The sequence below is a fragment of the Saccharothrix sp. NRRL B-16314 genome, assembly GCF_000716595.1.
GTDB lineage: Bacteria > Actinomycetota > Actinomycetes > Mycobacteriales > Pseudonocardiaceae > Actinosynnema.
Genome location: NZ_JNXC01000006.1, coordinates 1 through 16,169, shown reverse-complemented (window position 1 = coordinate 16,169; position 16,169 = coordinate 1). Strand labels below are relative to the sequence as shown.

At 71.2% G+C, this 16,169-nt stretch carries 14 protein-coding genes; 8 read left to right on the top strand and 6 right to left on the bottom strand.

Annotated elements, in window-relative coordinates; genetic code table 11:
• Positions 1 to 58: 58 nt before the first annotated feature.
• Positions 59 to 1,198 carry a substrate-binding domain-containing protein gene (locus OQ02_RS12455; RefSeq protein ID WP_063747048.1) on the bottom strand — a complete coding sequence of 380 codons (1,140 nt, stop codon included), beginning with the start codon at positions 1,196 to 1,198 and terminating at the stop codon, positions 59 to 61.
• Between the two features lie 132 nt (positions 1,199 to 1,330).
• On the opposite strand from OQ02_RS12455, the gene OQ02_RS12450 reads away from it, so the two are divergent.
• Positions 1,331 to 2,806: a beta-1,6-galactanase gene (locus OQ02_RS12450; RefSeq protein WP_033438694.1), complete on the top strand. Its 1,476-nt coding sequence runs from the start codon at positions 1,331 to 1,333 to the stop codon at positions 2,804 to 2,806.
• Positions 2,803 to 4,194 carry a BNR repeat-containing protein gene (locus tag OQ02_RS12445; RefSeq protein ID WP_033438550.1) on the top strand — a complete coding sequence of 464 codons (1,392 nt, stop codon included), beginning with the start codon at positions 2,803 to 2,805 and terminating at the stop codon, positions 4,192 to 4,194. The genes OQ02_RS12450 and OQ02_RS12445 overlap by 4 nt, the downstream gene beginning before the upstream one ends.
• A gap of 333 nt (positions 4,195 to 4,527) precedes the next feature.
• On the opposite strand, the gene OQ02_RS12440 is transcribed toward OQ02_RS12445, so the two are convergent.
• From OQ02_RS12440 to OQ02_RS43715, 4 genes are read right to left on the bottom strand one after another with little or no spacing between them, the layout of a single operon-like run.
• Entirely contained in the window at positions 4,528 to 5,706 is a 1,179-nt protein-coding gene (locus OQ02_RS12440) for a glycosyltransferase (RefSeq protein ID WP_063747047.1), read from the bottom strand.
• Between the two features lie 30 nt (positions 5,707 to 5,736).
• On the bottom strand, positions 5,737 to 6,624 hold the full coding sequence (locus tag OQ02_RS12435; RefSeq protein WP_033438549.1) for an aminoglycoside phosphotransferase family protein: 888 nt from the start codon (positions 6,622 to 6,624) through the stop codon (positions 5,737 to 5,739).
• Positions 6,621 to 7,259, bottom strand: a complete 639-nt coding sequence (locus OQ02_RS12430; RefSeq protein ID WP_033438548.1) for a formylglycine-generating enzyme family protein — start codon at positions 7,257 to 7,259, stop codon at positions 6,621 to 6,623. The genes OQ02_RS12435 and OQ02_RS12430 overlap by 4 nt, the downstream gene beginning before the upstream one ends.
• Before the next feature lie 7 nt (positions 7,260 to 7,266).
• A complete protein-coding gene (locus OQ02_RS43715; RefSeq protein ID WP_033438547.1) occupies positions 7,267 to 8,076 on the bottom strand; it encodes a transglycosylase SLT domain-containing protein in 810 nt (269 codons plus the stop codon).
• Positions 8,077 to 8,453: 377 nt separating this feature from the next.
• On the opposite strand from OQ02_RS43715, the gene OQ02_RS12420 reads away from it, so the two are divergent.
• The 6 genes from OQ02_RS12420 (at position 8,454) to OQ02_RS12395 (ending at position 15,758) form a co-directional block, all read left to right on the top strand.
• On the top strand, positions 8,454 to 9,659 hold the full coding sequence (locus OQ02_RS12420) for an ROK family transcriptional regulator (protein ID WP_033438546.1): 1,206 nt from the start codon (positions 8,454 to 8,456) through the stop codon (positions 9,657 to 9,659).
• Positions 9,660 to 9,876: 217 nt separating this feature from the next.
• Positions 9,877 to 11,475, top strand: coding sequence for a sugar ABC transporter ATP-binding protein (locus OQ02_RS12415; RefSeq protein WP_231499985.1), 1,599 nt, complete (start codon positions 9,877 to 9,879; stop codon positions 11,473 to 11,475).
• An 11-nt stretch (positions 11,476 to 11,486) separates the two neighbouring features.
• Positions 11,487 to 12,479, top strand: coding sequence for an ABC transporter permease (locus tag OQ02_RS12410; RefSeq protein WP_231500001.1), 993 nt, complete (start codon positions 11,487 to 11,489; stop codon positions 12,477 to 12,479).
• A 44-nt stretch (positions 12,480 to 12,523) separates the two neighbouring features.
• A complete protein-coding gene (locus OQ02_RS12405; protein ID WP_033438544.1) occupies positions 12,524 to 13,570 on the top strand; it encodes a substrate-binding domain-containing protein in 1,047 nt (348 codons plus the stop codon).
• Between the two features lie 47 nt (positions 13,571 to 13,617).
• Entirely contained in the window at positions 13,618 to 14,757 is a 1,140-nt protein-coding gene (locus OQ02_RS12400; protein WP_033438543.1) for a Gfo/Idh/MocA family protein, read from the top strand.
• On the top strand, positions 14,754 to 15,758 hold the full coding sequence (locus OQ02_RS12395) for a sugar phosphate isomerase/epimerase family protein (RefSeq protein WP_033438542.1): 1,005 nt from the start codon (positions 14,754 to 14,756) through the stop codon (positions 15,756 to 15,758). The genes OQ02_RS12400 and OQ02_RS12395 overlap by 4 nt, the downstream gene beginning before the upstream one ends.
• Before the next feature lie 113 nt (positions 15,759 to 15,871).
• On the opposite strand, the gene OQ02_RS42325 is transcribed toward OQ02_RS12395, so the two are convergent.
• On the bottom strand, positions 15,872 to 16,169 hold a 298-nt coding region (locus OQ02_RS42325), incomplete at its 5' end, for an HNH endonuclease signature motif containing protein (protein WP_197043301.1).

The following is a 16,169-nucleotide window of genomic DNA, read 5'->3' as shown; positions in this document are numbered from 1 at the left end:
CGGCCCCCCTCCGTCCTACTCATCGTGGCGGACCGGTGGGCGGCCGGCAATCAGTCGTTCAAGGGCTCGACGATGGCGCCGGTTCGGCCGACAGGCGGTTGCGCCCCGTGCCCACCGGCCGTCCGGACCGGTCGCGCGGCGTGCCGCACGACTCGCGCACGGTCAGGCTCGGCCACAGGGTGACCCGGTGCACCGGCCGGTCCAGCGGGTCGGCGACCCGGGCCAGGGCCAACTGCGCGGCCAGCGCGCCGAGCCGGTGCTTCTGCGGCCGGACCGCGGTCAGCGGTGGGTCGGACGCGGCGGCCACCTCGTCGTCGTACGACACCACCGCCAAGTCGCCCGGCACGTCCAACCCCCGGTCGCGGGCGCGTTCGAGCAGGGCGATGGCCTCGCGGTCGGCGTGGACCAGCAACGCCCGCACCCCCGCCCGCACGCACCGCGCCAGCACGTCGTCGCAGGCCTCCGCCCAGCCCGGTAGGCCGTACGGCGGAACGTCCAGCGCCGGCACCCCGCCCGACGACAGGTCCAGCGACGACAGCGCCGCCGACCACCCGTCCCGGATCGCCGCCCGGTGCGGGCTGAGGTGCGACAGCACGAGGCCGACGGTGCGGTGCCCCAACGCGGCCAGGTGCCGCACCGCCAGCCCCGCGCCCAAGGCGTGGTCGGTGACGGCGGCGTCCAGCCCGATCGTCGGCAACTCCGCCGGCGGCATGCGTTCGATCAGCACCACCGGCGCGCTCAACCCGCTCAGCCAGTGCAACAGGTCGATCCCGGCGGCGCCGGTGGTGCTCGGCGCGACCAGCAGCGCCTGCACACCGCGTTCGAGCAGCTTCGCCACCTGCCGACGGTCCTCGGCCGCGTCGTAGCAGGACGTGTGCAGCGCCAGCCGCCCGCCCGCGGCCGTGACGGCGGCCTGCGCGCCCTGGATCACGGCCGGCCAGTAGTAGTCCTCGGACGGCGCGACCATGCCGACCAGCGTGTGCGCCCACCTCGGGGACGAGGGCGGATCACCGTGGTGCGGCACGGTGATGCCGCCGTGCACCCGGGAGACCAGGCCGCGCTCGGCCAGGGCGGTGACGTCCCGGCGGACCGTCACCGCCGTCACGCCCAACCGGTCCACGAGATCCGCCAAACGGACCACCCCGTGCGCCCTCACCGCCGCCAGGATCAGTTCACGTCGTTGCGCCGCCAGTCGCATTTTCGGTTCCGATCGACTTTGATCGATTCTGTTTGTTTCGTTGACCCGGAACTATGCCACGGACTGGGGTGGTCTTCACCACTCCAGTGGAGGGACAAGGCGATGAGGCCGCAGTCGGACGAGGAGAACTCCGTGGACCCACAGGGAACGGTCACCCGCAGATCGCTGTTCACCGCGGCCGGGGTCGTGGTCGCGGCCGGCGCCCTCGGCACCGGTGTCGCGGGGGCCGACGCGACGGTGGGCGTCGACCCGAACGCCGACCAGGGCGCGTGGGAGGGCTGGGGCACCTCGCTCGCGTGGTGGGCCAACGTGTTCGGGGACCGGGACGACTTCGCCGACCTGTTCTTCACCACCAAGACGGTGACCTACAACGGCGCCGCGCTGCCCGGCCTCGGCATGAACATCGCCCGCTACAACCTGGGCGCGTGCAGCTGGAACGACGTGGACGGCGCGCGCATGGTCGCCTCGCCGAACATCCCGCGGTTCAAGCAGATCGAGGGCTTCTGGCTGGACTGGCGCAACGAGGACCCGGCGTCCTCGGCGTGGAACTGGAACGTCGACGTCAAGCAGCGCGCGGCGCTGGTGAAGGCGACCCAGCGCGGTGCGATGAGCGAGCTGTTCGCGAACTCCCCGATGTGGTGGATGTGCCTGAACCACAACCCGTCCGGCGCGGCGGACGCGGGCAACAACCTCCAGCCGTGGAACCACCGCCAGCACGCCCTGCACCTCGCCGCCACCGCGCGCCGCGCCCGTGACCACTGGGGCGTGAACTTCCGGACCGTCGACCCGTTCAACGAGCCGTCCTCGCCGTACTGGAACGCCGAGGGCAGGCAGGAGGGCTGCGGCATCGACGCGACCACGCAACGCAGCGTTCTCGCCCACATGCGCACCGAGTTGGACCGGCAGGGGCTGGGCGGCGTCATGGTCTCGGCGTCCGACGAGACCAGCTACGACCTCGCCCGCACCACCTGGAACAGCTTCGACTCGGGCACCAAGGCGTTGGTGCGCCAGGTGAACGTGCACGGCTACCAGGGGCTCGGCGGGCGGCGCGACCTGCTGGGCAACGACGTCCGGGCGGCGGGCAAGATCCTCTGGAACTCCGAGCACGGCGACGGCGACGGTTCCGGTATGAACACGGCCCGCTGCCTGCTGATGGACTTCCGCTGGCTCAAGCCGACGGCGTGGTGCTACTGGCAGGTGATGGACCCCACCGCCGGCTGGGGCCTCGTCCAGTACGACGGCGGAACCCTGCGGGCGGGTGCAGTTGAGACGAAGCTGTACGTGCTGGCACAGTTCACCCGGCACATCCGGCCCGGGATGCGGATCATCGACACCGGTGTCGACTACGCGGTCGCGGCGCACGACCCCGCCGCCCGCCGGCTCGTGATCGTGGCGGCCAACCCCGGTGCGGCGCAGACGCTGACGTTCGACCTGTCCCGGTTCGGCCAGGTGCCGGACGGCGTGGTCACCCGGTGGTCGACCCTCACGTCCGGTTCGGGGGACCGGTACACGCGGCGCCAGGACCTGCGGACGGCGGGAAAACTGGTTCGAGTGCCGTTCGCGTCGGGTGCGGTGCAGACCGTCCAGGTCGACGGGGTGGTCCGATGAGGGCGTGGGCGGTGGCGGTGGTCGTGCTCGCCGCGTCCCTGGTGCAGCCCGGTGTGGCGAGCGCCGGGCCGGGCGTCACGCTGCTGTCCGACACGGCGCTGGACCAGTCGGCGCTGTACTTCGTGTCGTACGACGGGCTGGTCAACAACAACGCGTTCCAGGACGCGATGGTGACGCACAACGGTTACCAGTACGCGGCCTGGTACACCTCCAGCCGGAACGCGGTGGTGGCCCGGCGGGCGTTGGGCGGGAGCTGGGAGAAGGCCGTCCTGCCGCACCAGTTGAGCGCGAACGACTCGCACAACGTGATCTCGCTGGGGATCTCGCCGCAGGACGGCACCCTGCACGTCGCGATGGACACGCACAACACCCGGTTGTACTACTCGAAGTCCGTTGCCGGGCTCGCGTCGCAGCCGGGTTCGCACGGCTGGTCGTCGTCGGTTTTCGGGTCCGTGCAGCGGACCCTGGGCGGGGTCGAGCTGGGCAACATGACGTACCCGCAGTTCGTCGTCACGCCCGAGGGCGCCTTGCAGTTCAGCTACCGGACCGGCGGGTCGGGGAACGGGGTGAACGAGCTGGCCGAGTACACCGGTGGCGCGTGGCGGCGGCTGGGCGCGTGGTCGTCCGCGACGGGCGACTACCGGGGGCCGAACGGGGTCGTGTCGACGACACGCAACATGTACCTGCACGGGCTCACCTACGACCGGCGCGGTCGGCTGCACGCCGCGTTCACGTGGCGGGAGGGCAACGCGGGCGTGCTGTGCAACTCCGGTGGCCTGACCAACCACGACACCGGTTACGTCTACAGCGATGATCGAGGGCGGACCTGGCGGAACGGGGCCGGCAGCGTCGTCGGCAACACCGGCGGCACGAGGGTGTCGGTGAACTCGCCGGGACTGGTGGCGGACCCGCTGGACCCGAACCACGGTCTGATGAACCAGGAGGGGCAGGCCGCCGACTCCACCGGCACGCCGCACGTGGTGATCAGCTACGTGCCCGGCCGGTTCACGCAGTGCGTGTCGAACTACTCGCAGCAGCGCACGCAGTACGGCCGGACGTTCCACGTCGTGCGGAACTCGAACGGCACGTGGACCAAGCGCGAGGTGCCCGTGGCGCCCGGCAGCACCCAACGTACGAAACTCGTCTTCGACCGCTCCGACAACGCCTACCTGGTGATGCCGCGCGGTCGGATCGTGTCCGCGAGCAAGGCGAGCGGGTGGACCGACTGGAGCCTGGTCTTCGACCGGTCGTCGATGAACGCGTTCGGCGAGGTCAACGTCGACGTGTCCAGGTTGGCGGCGGACGGGGTGTTGTCGGTGCAGTACCAACAACGCTCCAGCGGCACCACCCCGTCACCGATCCGAGTAGCCGACTTCCGCCTCGGTTGACGGGCTGGGGGCGGGCGGCTGGACGGTGCACGGCACTGAGCCCACCGTGCCGTCCGCACGGCTCGCTCTGTCCTGGCCCACCGCCGCGCGGCTCGCTGTGCTGGTCGCACTTGCCCGTTTGGCTTGGTGTGTGCGGTCGTGCGGCCGGCACGGCCCGTCGTGTGCCGGCATTACCGCCCGTTGGGGCTCGCTGTGTGCGGGCGTCGTGCGGTCCGCGGTCCGCTGTGCGGGTTGGGCTGCCTGCCCGCTTCGCCGCGTCCCGGTCTCACCGCGTGCTCAGCGCGCCTCGCCTCGCCCTGCCTCGGCACCCGACCGACCGTCCCGGCGAATGCTTCACAGGGGTCCCCGCGCAAGGGGACCCCTGTTCTTGATCCTACCGACGGGGTCCGACAATTCGTCCGCGACGAGGCGCTCCAACAGCGGCACCGCCCCGGTGGGTTCGGGCAGTCGGAGCATCTCCTCCCGAACCCGTTCGGCCGCACGCCGGTAACCCGGATCGGCCAACACCTCCGTCACCGCCGCCCGCAGCCCCTGCGGCGTGACGGTGACCGGATCCAGTTCCTTCCCCACGCCGAGCCGCACGCACTGCTCGGCGTTGTGCGGCTGGTCCGCACCGATCGGCAGCAGCACCGTGGGCAGACCGTGCGCCAACGCGCCGATGACGCTGCCCGACCCGCCGTGCGAGATCACCAGGTCGCAGCGCGGCAGCACCTCGGACTGCGGGAGGTAGCGGGCGATGCGCACCCCGGCCCGCTGGTCGCCGAACTCGGCCGGGTCGACGTGCCTGCCGACCGTGGCGACCACGTCGACCGGCAGGTCGCTCAACCCGGCCAGCACGCGCGCGAACAGGTCGCCGGACTCGGTGTTGAACACCGTCCCCAGCGTGAAGTAGACCGTCGGCGTGTCCGACCGGGCCTGCGGTCCGACCGGGGGACGGATCGGGAAAGCGGTGTGCGGCAACGGGCTGGCCGGGTCGCGGAAGCTGGGCGGGAACGGCGAGAGCACCAGGTGCCGGTGCAGCATGACGAGGTTCGGATCGGGCGACAGTCCGTGCTCGGCGCGCAACTCGGCGATCGCCTCGCCGATCACCGCCGGCCGCACGAACGAACCGGACGCGGTCACCTGCGCGTTCGCGTAGGGGAGTCCCAGCTTCTCGGCGGCGAGCACGCTGCCGAAGTCCGTTTCCTCGCACACCACGACGTCCGGCCGCCACTCGCCGAACAGGTCGAGGTAGAGCGGCAGTCGGTGGGCCGCACCGTGCCGGACGAAGCCCTCGCGCAGGTCGCGTTCCTCCCGCTCCCGGTCGGGCACGAGCAGCGGCCGGCGTTCCGGGACGTCGTCGCCTCCACCGCCCACCGCGAACGCCGTGAACCCGGCCGCCTCGATCGCCTGCCGCTGAGCCGGACCGGCCGCGAACGCGACCACGTGACCGGCGGCGGCCACGGCCGACGCGAGCGGGATCAGCGGCTGGAAGTGGCCCAGCCCACCGGCGAACGTCAGCAGCACGCGCATCGCGTCACCCTAGCGATCCGCCCCGCCGGTTCACGCCAGCAGCGCGGCCAGGGTGTCGACCACCTCGGTGATCAGGGCCGGCTCGCCCAGGCTGCGCGACCACAGCGCGGACTCCGCCGCCCTGGCCTGCGTCCACCGGCGCACCCGTTCGCGGTCCACCTCGGCGGCTTCGGCGAACTCCGCGATCCGCCGTTCCACGGCCTTCCCCGGGTCCGACTCACCCGAAACGGCGAGCCAGTCGCCGCGCAGCACGGGGAGCAGTTCGAACGCCGGGTCACCGACCAACCCGGTCGGGTCGACGGCGCGCAGCCCGTCGTCGTCGCACATGATGTTGCCGAAGTGCAGGTCGCCGTGCACCAGGACGCCCTGGTCGCCGGCCAGGTCCCGCGCGTTGGCGACGGCGGCGTCGACCACTCGCGCCGGCAGCGGAGACCCCAGGCGCGCGGCGTGCGCGGGCACGTCCACCACCCAGCCGAGGGCCTTGTCGGCCAGCGACGGCACACCGGGCGGCGCGGCGATCGCCAGTCGGCGGGCGAGCCGGCCGACCGCGGTGAACGGCTCGGGCTCGGGCTTCGCCAAGGGGCGCAACCGCTCCAGCAGCATCGCGGGCCGGCTGTCGTCACGCTCCAGCAGTCGCACCGCGCCGTTGCCGTCCCACGCCGCCAGCACCACCGGTTCCGCCGCGTTGTGCGACCGCGGGAAACCGAGCTTCAGCACCGCCTCGGACCCGTCCGCGCGGACGACCGGGATCACCACGCCGACGAACCCGTGCATCGTCGGCCCGGACACGGTGCACGACCAGCGGTCCAGGAACTCCGCGGCCAACGCGGGCAGCGACTCGATCCACTGCCGGCCCGCCGCACCCTCACGGCTGATCGTCGCCTCGGCGAACGCCGCCGGAACGGTCACCCCGCTCATGCGGTGCGCGCGATGCGGAACCCCACATCGTCGATCCTGAACGTCGGGTGGCTGCGGCGGCGGACGGACGCCCGGCAGCTCCAGTGCTCGTCGAACCAGCCGCCGCCGCGCAGCACCCGGTAGACGCCCTTGACCTCGAAGTCGTGCATGTCCCAGCACCACTCCCAGACGTTGCCGAGCATGTCGTGCAGGCCCCACGCGTTGGGCTGCTTCCCGCCGACCTCGTGGACGCGCTCGTCCGAGTTGGCGCGGTACCAGCCGATGTCGTCCAACGGGCCGTAGCGCGGGTCGGTCGTGCCGGCACGGCACGCGTGCTCCCACTCGGCCTCGGTCGGCAGCCGGTACCCGTCGGCGGACACGTCCCACTCGACGTCGTCGGCATCGATGCCGTACGCGGGCGTCAGGCCTTCAAGGCGTGACAGGGCGTTGCAGAACCGGACCGCGTCGAACCACGACACGCCCTCGACGGGCAACCGGTCGCCGTGGGCGGTGCTCGGCCGTTCACCGGTGACCTGCGCGTACCGCGCCTGGGTCACGGGGTGGGCGGCGATCCCGAACGGCGCGACGTCGACCGACCAGGTGCGCTGCGCACCGCGGTGGGAGAGCGTGACCCGTCCCGGCGGGATGGGGATCATCTCCGGCTCAGTAGCCGACGTAACCGCTGCCCTGGTTGATGCCCACGAGGCCAGGGTGGTTGTCGAAGCCGCCGTAGCGGGCGTAGGTGTAGCGGACGCCGGCGATGATGTTGTCGACCGGGGCGTAGATGTCGCCGTAGCCGGGCAGCATGTGTGTCCGGAACGTCGGGTCGATGCACTGCATCAGGCCCTTGGACGGTGTGCCGCGGGCGGCGTTGGAGTCCCAGGTGTTGACGGCGTTGGGGTTGCCGTTCGACTCCTTGATGATGATCGTGTAGATCTCGTCCATGCTGGCTTCGGTGATCGGGGTGCCGTTGGCCGCCAGGACGGCGATCGCCTCGCGGATCCAGCCCTCGATCTGACGCTGCTTCGGCGGCTTGCGCGCCTCCGCTGCCTCCCACGCCTCACGCGCGGCCTTCTCCTCGGCCGCCTTGCGCGCCGCGTAGCCGTCCTGCGCCACGCCGCTGGCCTGGTTGAACGCCTGCATCGCGGCCAGCTGCTCCTGGCGGATGATCCGGGCGGTCTCCGAGCCGAGGTCGACCGCGTGCACGGTCTCGACCTTGCCGATGGGTGCCGACTGGTCCGGCACGCCACCGAAGTCCGCGCCACCGGCGACGGGGCTGAACGTCCCGGTCATCGCGTGGGCCGCGGCTCCGGCGGCGCCGACGATGCCGACGGCCACCGCCACACCCGCGATGCGGCGCGGGAGGACCCGCTCGGACTCGGCCCGGTGCGCGCCCTTGTAGCCGGGTGGTGGCGCTGGGACCTGGAACGTGGTCTGCTCGCGTTTGTTCTTGTGACGGACATGCCGAGCCAAGGGTGCAGCCTCCTGCGGTCGGGGAACTCCGTCACCGAACCCCGGCGGGGGATCCAGGTGGTCGCGGGCCGTTTCGGGGGATGAGTGGCCCGTGTCCGTTCGGTGATGGAACCGTGATCTGCGGCCGAGAACGTAACCGTTGGTGATTTGAAGTGGCAAGCAAACGGCATTAATGGGTGACACGGGTCACGTTTGCTGCCGACTGTGACTACTCTGTGTCGTCTTAATCGTCACCGATGCGGCAACACGGTCACGAACGAGTGAGTCGGGGCATCAACGCAACCTCCGCTGTCCCGTCACGTCCGCGCGCGCCCGTTCGACTTGTCGTCCGCGAGACGCGATCACCTGGTGATCGCGTCTCGCCGTAAATTGACGTCATGGGCAGCGCGAAGGGCAGCGGTCAGCAGCCGCATGTCGTCTCCGGCAGGCAGTCGCAGTTGCTCGGGCTGCTCCGCGACGAGGGTGCGATGTCCCGGGTGGCCCTGGGTGAGCGGCTCGAACTGCCGCGCGCCAAGCTGGCCGCCGAGCTGGCCAGGCTGGTGGACGTCGGGCTCGTGCAGGTCGGCGGGCCGGCGGCGAGCCGGGGCGGGCGGCGTTCCACGCTCGTCCACCTGGCCGACGACCTGCGCGTCCTCGGTGTCGACGTCGGCGCGACCTCGGTGACGGTCGCCGTCACGGACGGCCGCTGCGAGGTGCTGGAGAGCCACAGCGAGGACTGCGACGTCCGCAACGGCCCCGCGCAGGTGCTCGGCCGGGTCGTCGAGCTGGCCGACACCGTCTACGCCAAGGCGCCCGGCCGGCTGATCGGCGCCGGCATCGGGCTGCCGGGTCCGGTGAGCTTCCGCGACGGCATGCCGGTCGCGCCGCCGATCATGCCCGGCTGGGACCGCTATCCCGTGCGCGACGAACTCGCCGGCCGGTGGGGCTGCCCGGTCACCGTGGACAACGACGTGAACGTCATGGCGCTCGGCGAACGCCACGCGGGTGTCGCCCGGTCGCTCGAAGACCTGATCTTCGTCAAGGTCGGCACCGGCATCGGCTGCGGGATCGTCCTCGGTGGACGGGTCTACCGGGGCGTGGCCGGGACGGCCGGCGACATCGGGCACATCAGGCTGGACGACTACGGCCCGGCCTGCGCGTGCGGCGAGGTCGGGTGCCTGGAGGCGTGCTTCGGCGGTGCGGCGCTCGCCCGTGACGCCACCGCCCTCGCCCGCAGCGGACGTTCCGTCGCCCTCGCCACCGCCCTGCGCGACAAGGGCGTCCTCACCGCCGAGGACGTCGGCGCGGCTGCCGCGGCGGGCGACTTCGCCGCGGCCAACCTGGTGCGCGAGGGTGGGCGGCGACTCGGGCAGGCCGTCGCGTCGCTGGTCAGCTTCCTCAACCCGGGCATGGTCGTCATCGGCGGCGGCGTGTCCCGGCTGGGCCACTCCCTGCTGGCCGAGGTGCGCAGCGCCGTCTACCGCCGGTCCCTGCCGTTGGCCACCGGCAACCTGCCCATCGTGCTGTCCGAGCTGGGCGACCTGGCCGGCGTGACCGGCGCCGCCTGGTCCGCGACCGACCGGGCGTTCTCCCCGGCGGGCTGATCGACCTCACCGCGGCGTCACCGTGACAGCAGAGTCGCCACAGAATTCGCAAAAGCACAGACCTTCCGGCAAAACCGAACAGACTTTCGCAACGGTGTGGCAAAAGTCGGGCCGAAACGTTGTCACTCTGCGCGGGGAACTGTCAGGATCGGGCAGAACCCGACCCGGAACGTGAGCTGGACCACGATCGACGCCCCCCGACGAAGCCGGAGAGACGATGCAGGCGCAGAAGGAAGGCCGACGCGAGTCGAACCTGCTCAGGATGGCGGGCATCGGCAAGACCTTCCCCGGCGTGCGCGCCCTGGACCAGGTCGACCTGGACGTGGCCGAAGGCGAGGTGCACTGCCTGCTCGGCCAGAACGGCGCGGGCAAGTCCACCCTGATCAAGGTCCTCTCGGGCGCGCACCAGCCGGACGACGGCGAGATCACCTGGCGTGGCGCCCCGACCACCCTCCCGTCACCGGTGGCCGCACTGCGGCTGGGCATCGCCACGATGTACCAGGAACTGGACCTCGTGCCGGACATCAGCGTCGCGGAGAACGTCTTCCTCGGCCACGAGCCCACCAGGTTCGGCTTCACCCGGCGCGCGGCGGCCCGTGACCGGACCCAAAGGCTCATGACCCGTCTCGGCCACCCGGAGATCGACCCTGACCGCGAAGTGGGCAGGCTGTCCGCGGCCGGCATGCAGCTGGTCTCGATGGCCCGCGCGCTGGCCCACGACGCCCGGCTCATCGTGATGGACGAGCCGACCGCCGCCTTGGCCGCCGACGAGGTCGACAACCTGTTCCGCATCGTCGGCGAGCTCACCGGCGCCGGCGTCTCCGTCCTCTACATCTCGCACCGCCTGGACGAGATCCGCCGCATCGGCACCAGGGTCACCGTGCTCAAGGACGGCCGCACGGTCGCCGCGAACCTCCCCGCGCACACCCCGACGGCCGACCTGGTCGACCTCATGTCCGGCCGCAAGGTCGAGACCGTCTTCCCGCACCGCGACACCTCCACCGTCGACACCAGCCGCGAGGTGCTGACCGTCACGGACCTCACCCGCGAGGGCGAGTTCAAGGACGTCACCTTCCACGTGCACGCGGGAGAGGTGCTGGGCATCGCGGGCCTGGTCGGCGCGGGGCGCAGCGAGATCCTGGAAACGGTGTTCGGCGCACGGAAGCCGGACTCCGGGCACGTCGCGGTCGACGGCAGACCGGTCCGACCGGGCAGCGTCGTCGCGGCCGTCAAGGCGGGCATCGGCCTCGCGCCGGAAGAGCGCAAGGCGCAGGGCCTGCTGCTGGACCTGTCGGTGGCGCACAACGTGACGCTGTCCAGCCTTCCGGCGTACAGCCGCGCCGGTTTCATGGACCGTGCCCGGGAGCTGAAGGACTCGAAGGCCACCCTGGAACGGCTGGACCTGCGCCCCGCCGACCCCGGCCGGCTGGTCGCCGAGTTCTCCGGCGGCAACCAGCAGAAGGCCGTCGTGGCGCGCTGGCTGGTCCGGGGCTGCAAGGTGCTCCTGCTGGACGAGCCGACGCGCGGGGTGGACGTCGGCGCGCGGGCCGAGCTGTACCGGGTGATCCACGAACTGGCGGCGGCCGGCGTGGCCGTGGTGCTGGTGTCCAGCGAGGTCGCCGAGGTACTGGGCCTGGCCGACCGGGTGCTGGTGCTGCGCGACGGCGAGGTGGTCGAGGACCGGCGGGCCGACGAGCTGACCGAGGCCGCCGTGCTGGACATCGTGATGAGCGGCAGCGCCATCACCGAGAGCGCGATCACCGAGAGCGCCATCACCGAGAACACAGCGGCTGTGACGGAGGAGGAGGTCCAGTGACCGAAGCCCGGGTGCTCGACCCGAAATCGGCGCCGCCCGAGGCGCCGCGGAAGCACCGGCGCCACCTCGACCTGAGGCTCACCGGCCTGCTGGGCGTGCTGGTGGTGCTGTGCGCGGTCGGCTACGCCACCCGACCGGACAGCTTCCTCACCGAGGCCAACATCTCCACGATGCTGCGCCTGGCCGCGGCCATCGGCGTGGTCAGCGTCGGCATGACGTTCGTGATCATCAGCGGCGGCATCGACCTGTCCGTCGGCTCCATCGTGGCGCTGTCGGGCGTGTGGATGACGACGGTCGCCACCCAGTCGTACGGGCCGGTGGTGATGGTGCTGTGCGCCTTGCTCGTCGGCCTGGGCTGCGGCCTGGTCAACGGCCTGCTGATCTCGTACGGGCGGATAGTGCCGTTCATCGCCACTCTCGCCATGTACGCGTCGGCGAAGGGCCTGGCCGAACGGCTGTCCGGCCGCCGCACGCAGGTCGTCACCGAGACCGGGTTCACCACGTTCTTCCGCGGTGACATCCTCGGCGTCCCGGTGCTGATCTGGATGCTGGCCGCGGTGTTCGCGGTCGGCTGGGTGCTGCTCAACCGCACCACGTTCGGCCGCCGCACGTTCGCCGTCGGCGGCAACGCCGAAGCCGCCCGCCTGGCCGGTATCGACGTCCGGCGGCACACCGCCCTCGTCTACGGCATCGCCGGGCTGTGCTGCGGCATCGCGGCGCTCATGGTCGTCGCCCGCACCACCTCGGGCGCGTCCACCAACGGCATGTTCTACGAGCTGGACGCGATCGCCGCAGTCGTCATCGGCGGCACGCTGCTCAGCGGCGGTCGCGGCTCGCTGATCGGCACGCTGATCGGGGTCCTGATCTTCACCGTGGTGGGCAACATCTTCACCCAGAACAACCTCGACACCGACATCCAGAACATCGCGAAGGGCGTGATCATCGTCGCCGCGGTGCTCCTCCAACGCACGACAGCCCGCCACCGCGGAGCACGAACCACCTGACGCACGGCACAACCGCCACTCCGACCCACGCCCGGGAGTCAGCCATGTCCTCACTCGACCGCCGCCGGTTCCTCTGGGGAACCACCGCCGTCGGCACCGCCGCCCTCCTCGCCGGCTGCACGTCCAACGAGTCCGCGAACACCGCGCCGAACGCCGTCGCGGGCGGCTCGGGCCAGAACAGCCAGCCGGGCAAGCAGGTCACCATCGGCTTCTCCGCGCCCGCCGCCGACCACGGCTGGATGGCGGCCATGACCAAGAACGCGAAGGCGCAGGCCGACCGGTTCTCCGACGTCACGTTCAAGGCCACCGAGGGCACCAACGACGTCAACCAGCAGATCGGCCAGGTCGAGACGCTGATCAACGACAAGGTCGACGTGCTGGTGGTGCTGCCGTTCGACGGCAAGGCGCTGACCGAGGTCGGCCGGCAGGCCATGGACGCGGGCATCCCCGTCGTCAACGTCGACCGGGTCTTCGACACCCCGCTCGCCTACCGGCTGTGGATCGGCGGCGACAACTACCGGATGGGCGTCAACGCGGGCGAGTACATCGTCGAGCAGATGAAGGCCAAGAACATCGGCAACCCGATCATCGGCGAGGTCGCGGGCATCGACTCGCTGCCGCTCACCCAGGAGCGCAGCAAGGGCTTCCGGGACGCGTTGGCGCGCGCCGGCTTCTCCGTCGGACCGCGCGTCTCGGCGTCGTTCACGTCCGAGTCGGGCGAGCAGCAGACCGCGAACCTGCTCCAGTCGGCAGCCAAGCTGGACGCGCTGTGGAACCACGACGACGACCAGGGCATCGGCGTGATGGCGGCCATCGACAGCGCGGGCCGCAAGGAATTCGTCATGGTCGGCGGCGCCGGGTCGCGCAACATGATGGACCTGATCAAGGCCGACAGCGGCGTGGTCAAGGCGACCGTCCTCTACAGCCCGTCGATGGCGTCCTCGGCGATCGCGCTGGCCAGGCTGCTGGGCCAGGCCAAGGGCATCGGCGACCTGGCCGAGCACGACGTACCGGCGTCCATCACCACCTACTCCGCCGTGGTGACCAAGGAGAACGTCGACCAGTACCTCGACGTCGGCTTCGACTCCTGACCCGGATCACCGGGCCGTTCGGACACCGCTGCAGTGAAAGGTTGCTGATGACAGACGAGATCGGCGTGGGCATGGTCGGCCACGCGTTCATGGGCGCGGTGCACTCGCACGCGTGGCGCAACGTCCACCGGTTCTTCGACGTGCCGCTGACGCCACGGTTGGCCGTCCTCGGTGGACGTGACGCGGCGCGCACCGGGCAAGCCGCGACCAAGTACGGCTGGGCCGCCGTCGAGACCGACTGGCGCGCGCTCGTCGCCCGGGACGACGTGCAGCTCGTCGACATCTGCACGCCCGGCGACACCCACGCCGAGATCGCCCTCGCCGCCCTCGCCGCCGGCAAGCACGTGCTGTGCGAGAAGCCGCTGGCCAACACGGTCGCCGAAGCCGAGGCGATGACCGCCGCGGCCGAGGAGGCGGCGACGCGGGGCGTCCGGTCGATGGTCGCGTTCAACTACCGCCGGGTGCCCGCGATCGCGCTGGCCCGCAAGCTGGTCGGTGAAGGCAGGATCGGGGACGTCCGGCACGTCCGTGCCGTGTACCTCCAGGACTGGCTGTCCGACCCGGAGTCGCCGATGACGTGGCGGCTGCGGCGTGAACTCGCCGGTTCCGGCGCGTTGGGCGACCTCGGCGCGCACATCGTGGACGCCGCCCAGTTCGTCACCGGCGACCTGATCACCGGGGTCAGCGGCACGACCGAGACGTTCGTGCGCTCGCGGCCCGACGGCGACGGGCGTGGCGAGGTGACGGTGGACGACGCGGCCGTGTTCATGGCCCGCTTCTCGTCCGGCGCGCTGGGCACCTTCGAGGCGACCCGGTACGCGTTGGGGCGCAAGAACGCCATGCGGCTGGAGGTCAACGGCACGCGCGGCAGCCTGGCGTTCGACTTCGAGGCGATGAACGAGCTGTCCGTGTACTTCGAGGACGACGGGCAGGCGGCCGGCTTCCGGCGGATCCTGGTCACCGAGCCGGACCACCCGTACTTCGGCGCCTGGTGGCCGCCCGGTCACCTGATCGGCTACGAGCACACGTTCACGCACGAGGTGGCGGACTTCCTGACCGCCATCGGCGGCGGGCAGGACCCCGCGCCCAGCTTCGCCGACGGCCTGCGCGTGCAGCGGGTCCTGGCGGCCGTGGAGGAGAGCGCCGGACAGCAGTCCGCGTGGACCACGATTGGAGAACCCCGATGAGCCGACCGGTCACCTTGTTCACCGGCCAGTGGGCCGACCTGCCGTTCGAGGAGGTGTGCCGGCTGGCGTCGGGATGGGGTTACGACGGCCTGGAGATCGCCTGCTCGGGTGACCACTTCGAGGTGGACAAGGCGTTGGCGGACGACGAGTACGTGCCCGCGAAGCGCGCGATGCTCAAGCAGTACGGGTTGGAGGTCTTCGCCATCTCCAACCACCTCGTCGGGCAGGCCGTGTGCGACGACCCGATCGACTTCCGCCACCAGGCCATCCTCCCGTCCCGGATCTGGGGTGACGGCGAGCCCGAGTCGGTGCGCCGGCGTGCCGCCGCGGAGATGGCCGACACGGCTCGCGCGGCGGCGAAGCTCGGCGTGGACACCGTCGTCGGCTTCACCGGGTCCTCGACCTGGAAGTACGTGGCGATGTTCCCGCCGGTCTCGCAGGCCGTGATCGACGCCGGGTACGAGGACTTCGCCCGGCGCTGGAACCCGATCCTGGACGTGTTCGACGAGGTCGGCGTGCGGTTCGCGCACGAGGTGCACCCGTCGGAGATCGCGTACGACTACTGGACGACTCGGAAGGCATTGGACGCGGTCGGCAACCGGCCGGCGTTCGGGCTGAACTGGGACCCGTCGCACTTCATCTGGCAGGACCTCGACCCGGTCGGGTTCATCCTCGACTTCGCCGACCGGATCTACCACGTGGACTGCAAGGACACGAAGAAGCGGTTCGACGGCCGCAACGGGCGGCTCGGCTCGCACCTGGCGTGGGCCGATCCCCGGCGGGGCTGGGACTTCGTGTCGACCGGGCACGGCGACGTGCCGTGGGAGGAGTCGTTCCGGGCGTTGAACGCGATCGGCTACCGCGGGCCGATCTCGGTGGAGTGGGAGGACGCCGGCATGGACCGGTTGCGGGGCGCGGAGGAGGCGGTCGGTTTCATCCGGCGGCACCTGTTCGACCCGCCGGCCGCTTCCTTCGACGCCGCCTTCAGCACGGGGGAGTGACCGCTTGCCACCGGAGGGGACGCTCTCGGCGTCCCCTCCGGTGGCGCTCATCCGTGGGCGTGCCCCCACGAACGGCCGACCAGGAGGTGAGTGGTCCGGTCCGGTCGTGGTATTCAGGCGGCGATGGGCATCGGTGGTCGGTGGAGGAAGTTCTGTCGCGGCCTCTGGATGGGGTCCACGTGACGCGGCGGGATGAAGGCCGGAATTCCGCCGGTCATGGTGATGCGCCAGCGCGAGTGGTGCACCAGGGAATGATGCGTGCGGCACAGCAGTACGAGGTTGTCCAGATCCGTGGTGCCGCCGTCCGCCCAAAATGTGACGTGGTGCGCGTCGCACCATTTCGGCGGTCGGGAACAGATGGGTCGACCTTGGGCGCGCCACCCGAGTTTCCTCGGGAGCGTTTCCCAAGGC

Bases quoted from the DNA above. Each gene is read 5' to 3' on its own strand.
- OQ02_RS12455 (WP_063747048.1), bottom strand. From the start codon at position 1,198: ATGCGACTGGCGGCGCAACGACGTGAACTGATCCTGGCGGCGGTGAGG.
- OQ02_RS12445 (WP_033438550.1), top strand. From the start codon at position 2,803: ATGAGGGCGTGGGCGGTGGCGGTGGTCGTGCTCGCCGCGTCCCTGGTG.
- OQ02_RS12440 (WP_063747047.1), bottom strand. From the start codon at position 5,706: ATGCGCGTGCTGCTGACGTTCGCCGGTGGGCTGGGCCACTTCCAGCCG.
- OQ02_RS12435 (WP_033438549.1), bottom strand. From the start codon at position 6,624: ATGAGCGGGGTGACCGTTCCGGCGGCGTTCGCCGAGGCGACGATCAGC.
- OQ02_RS12430 (WP_033438548.1), bottom strand. From the start codon at position 7,259: ATGATCCCCATCCCGCCGGGACGGGTCACGCTCTCCCACCGCGGTGCG.
- OQ02_RS12420 (WP_033438546.1), top strand. From the start codon at position 8,454: ATGGGCAGCGCGAAGGGCAGCGGTCAGCAGCCGCATGTCGTCTCCGGC.
- OQ02_RS12415 (WP_231499985.1), top strand. From the start codon at position 9,877: ATGCAGGCGCAGAAGGAAGGCCGACGCGAGTCGAACCTGCTCAGGATG.
- OQ02_RS12405 (WP_033438544.1), top strand. From the start codon at position 12,524: ATGTCCTCACTCGACCGCCGCCGGTTCCTCTGGGGAACCACCGCCGTC.
- OQ02_RS12400 (WP_033438543.1), top strand. From the start codon at position 13,618: ATGACAGACGAGATCGGCGTGGGCATGGTCGGCCACGCGTTCATGGGC.
- OQ02_RS12395 (WP_033438542.1), top strand. From the start codon at position 14,754: ATGAGCCGACCGGTCACCTTGTTCACCGGCCAGTGGGCCGACCTGCCG.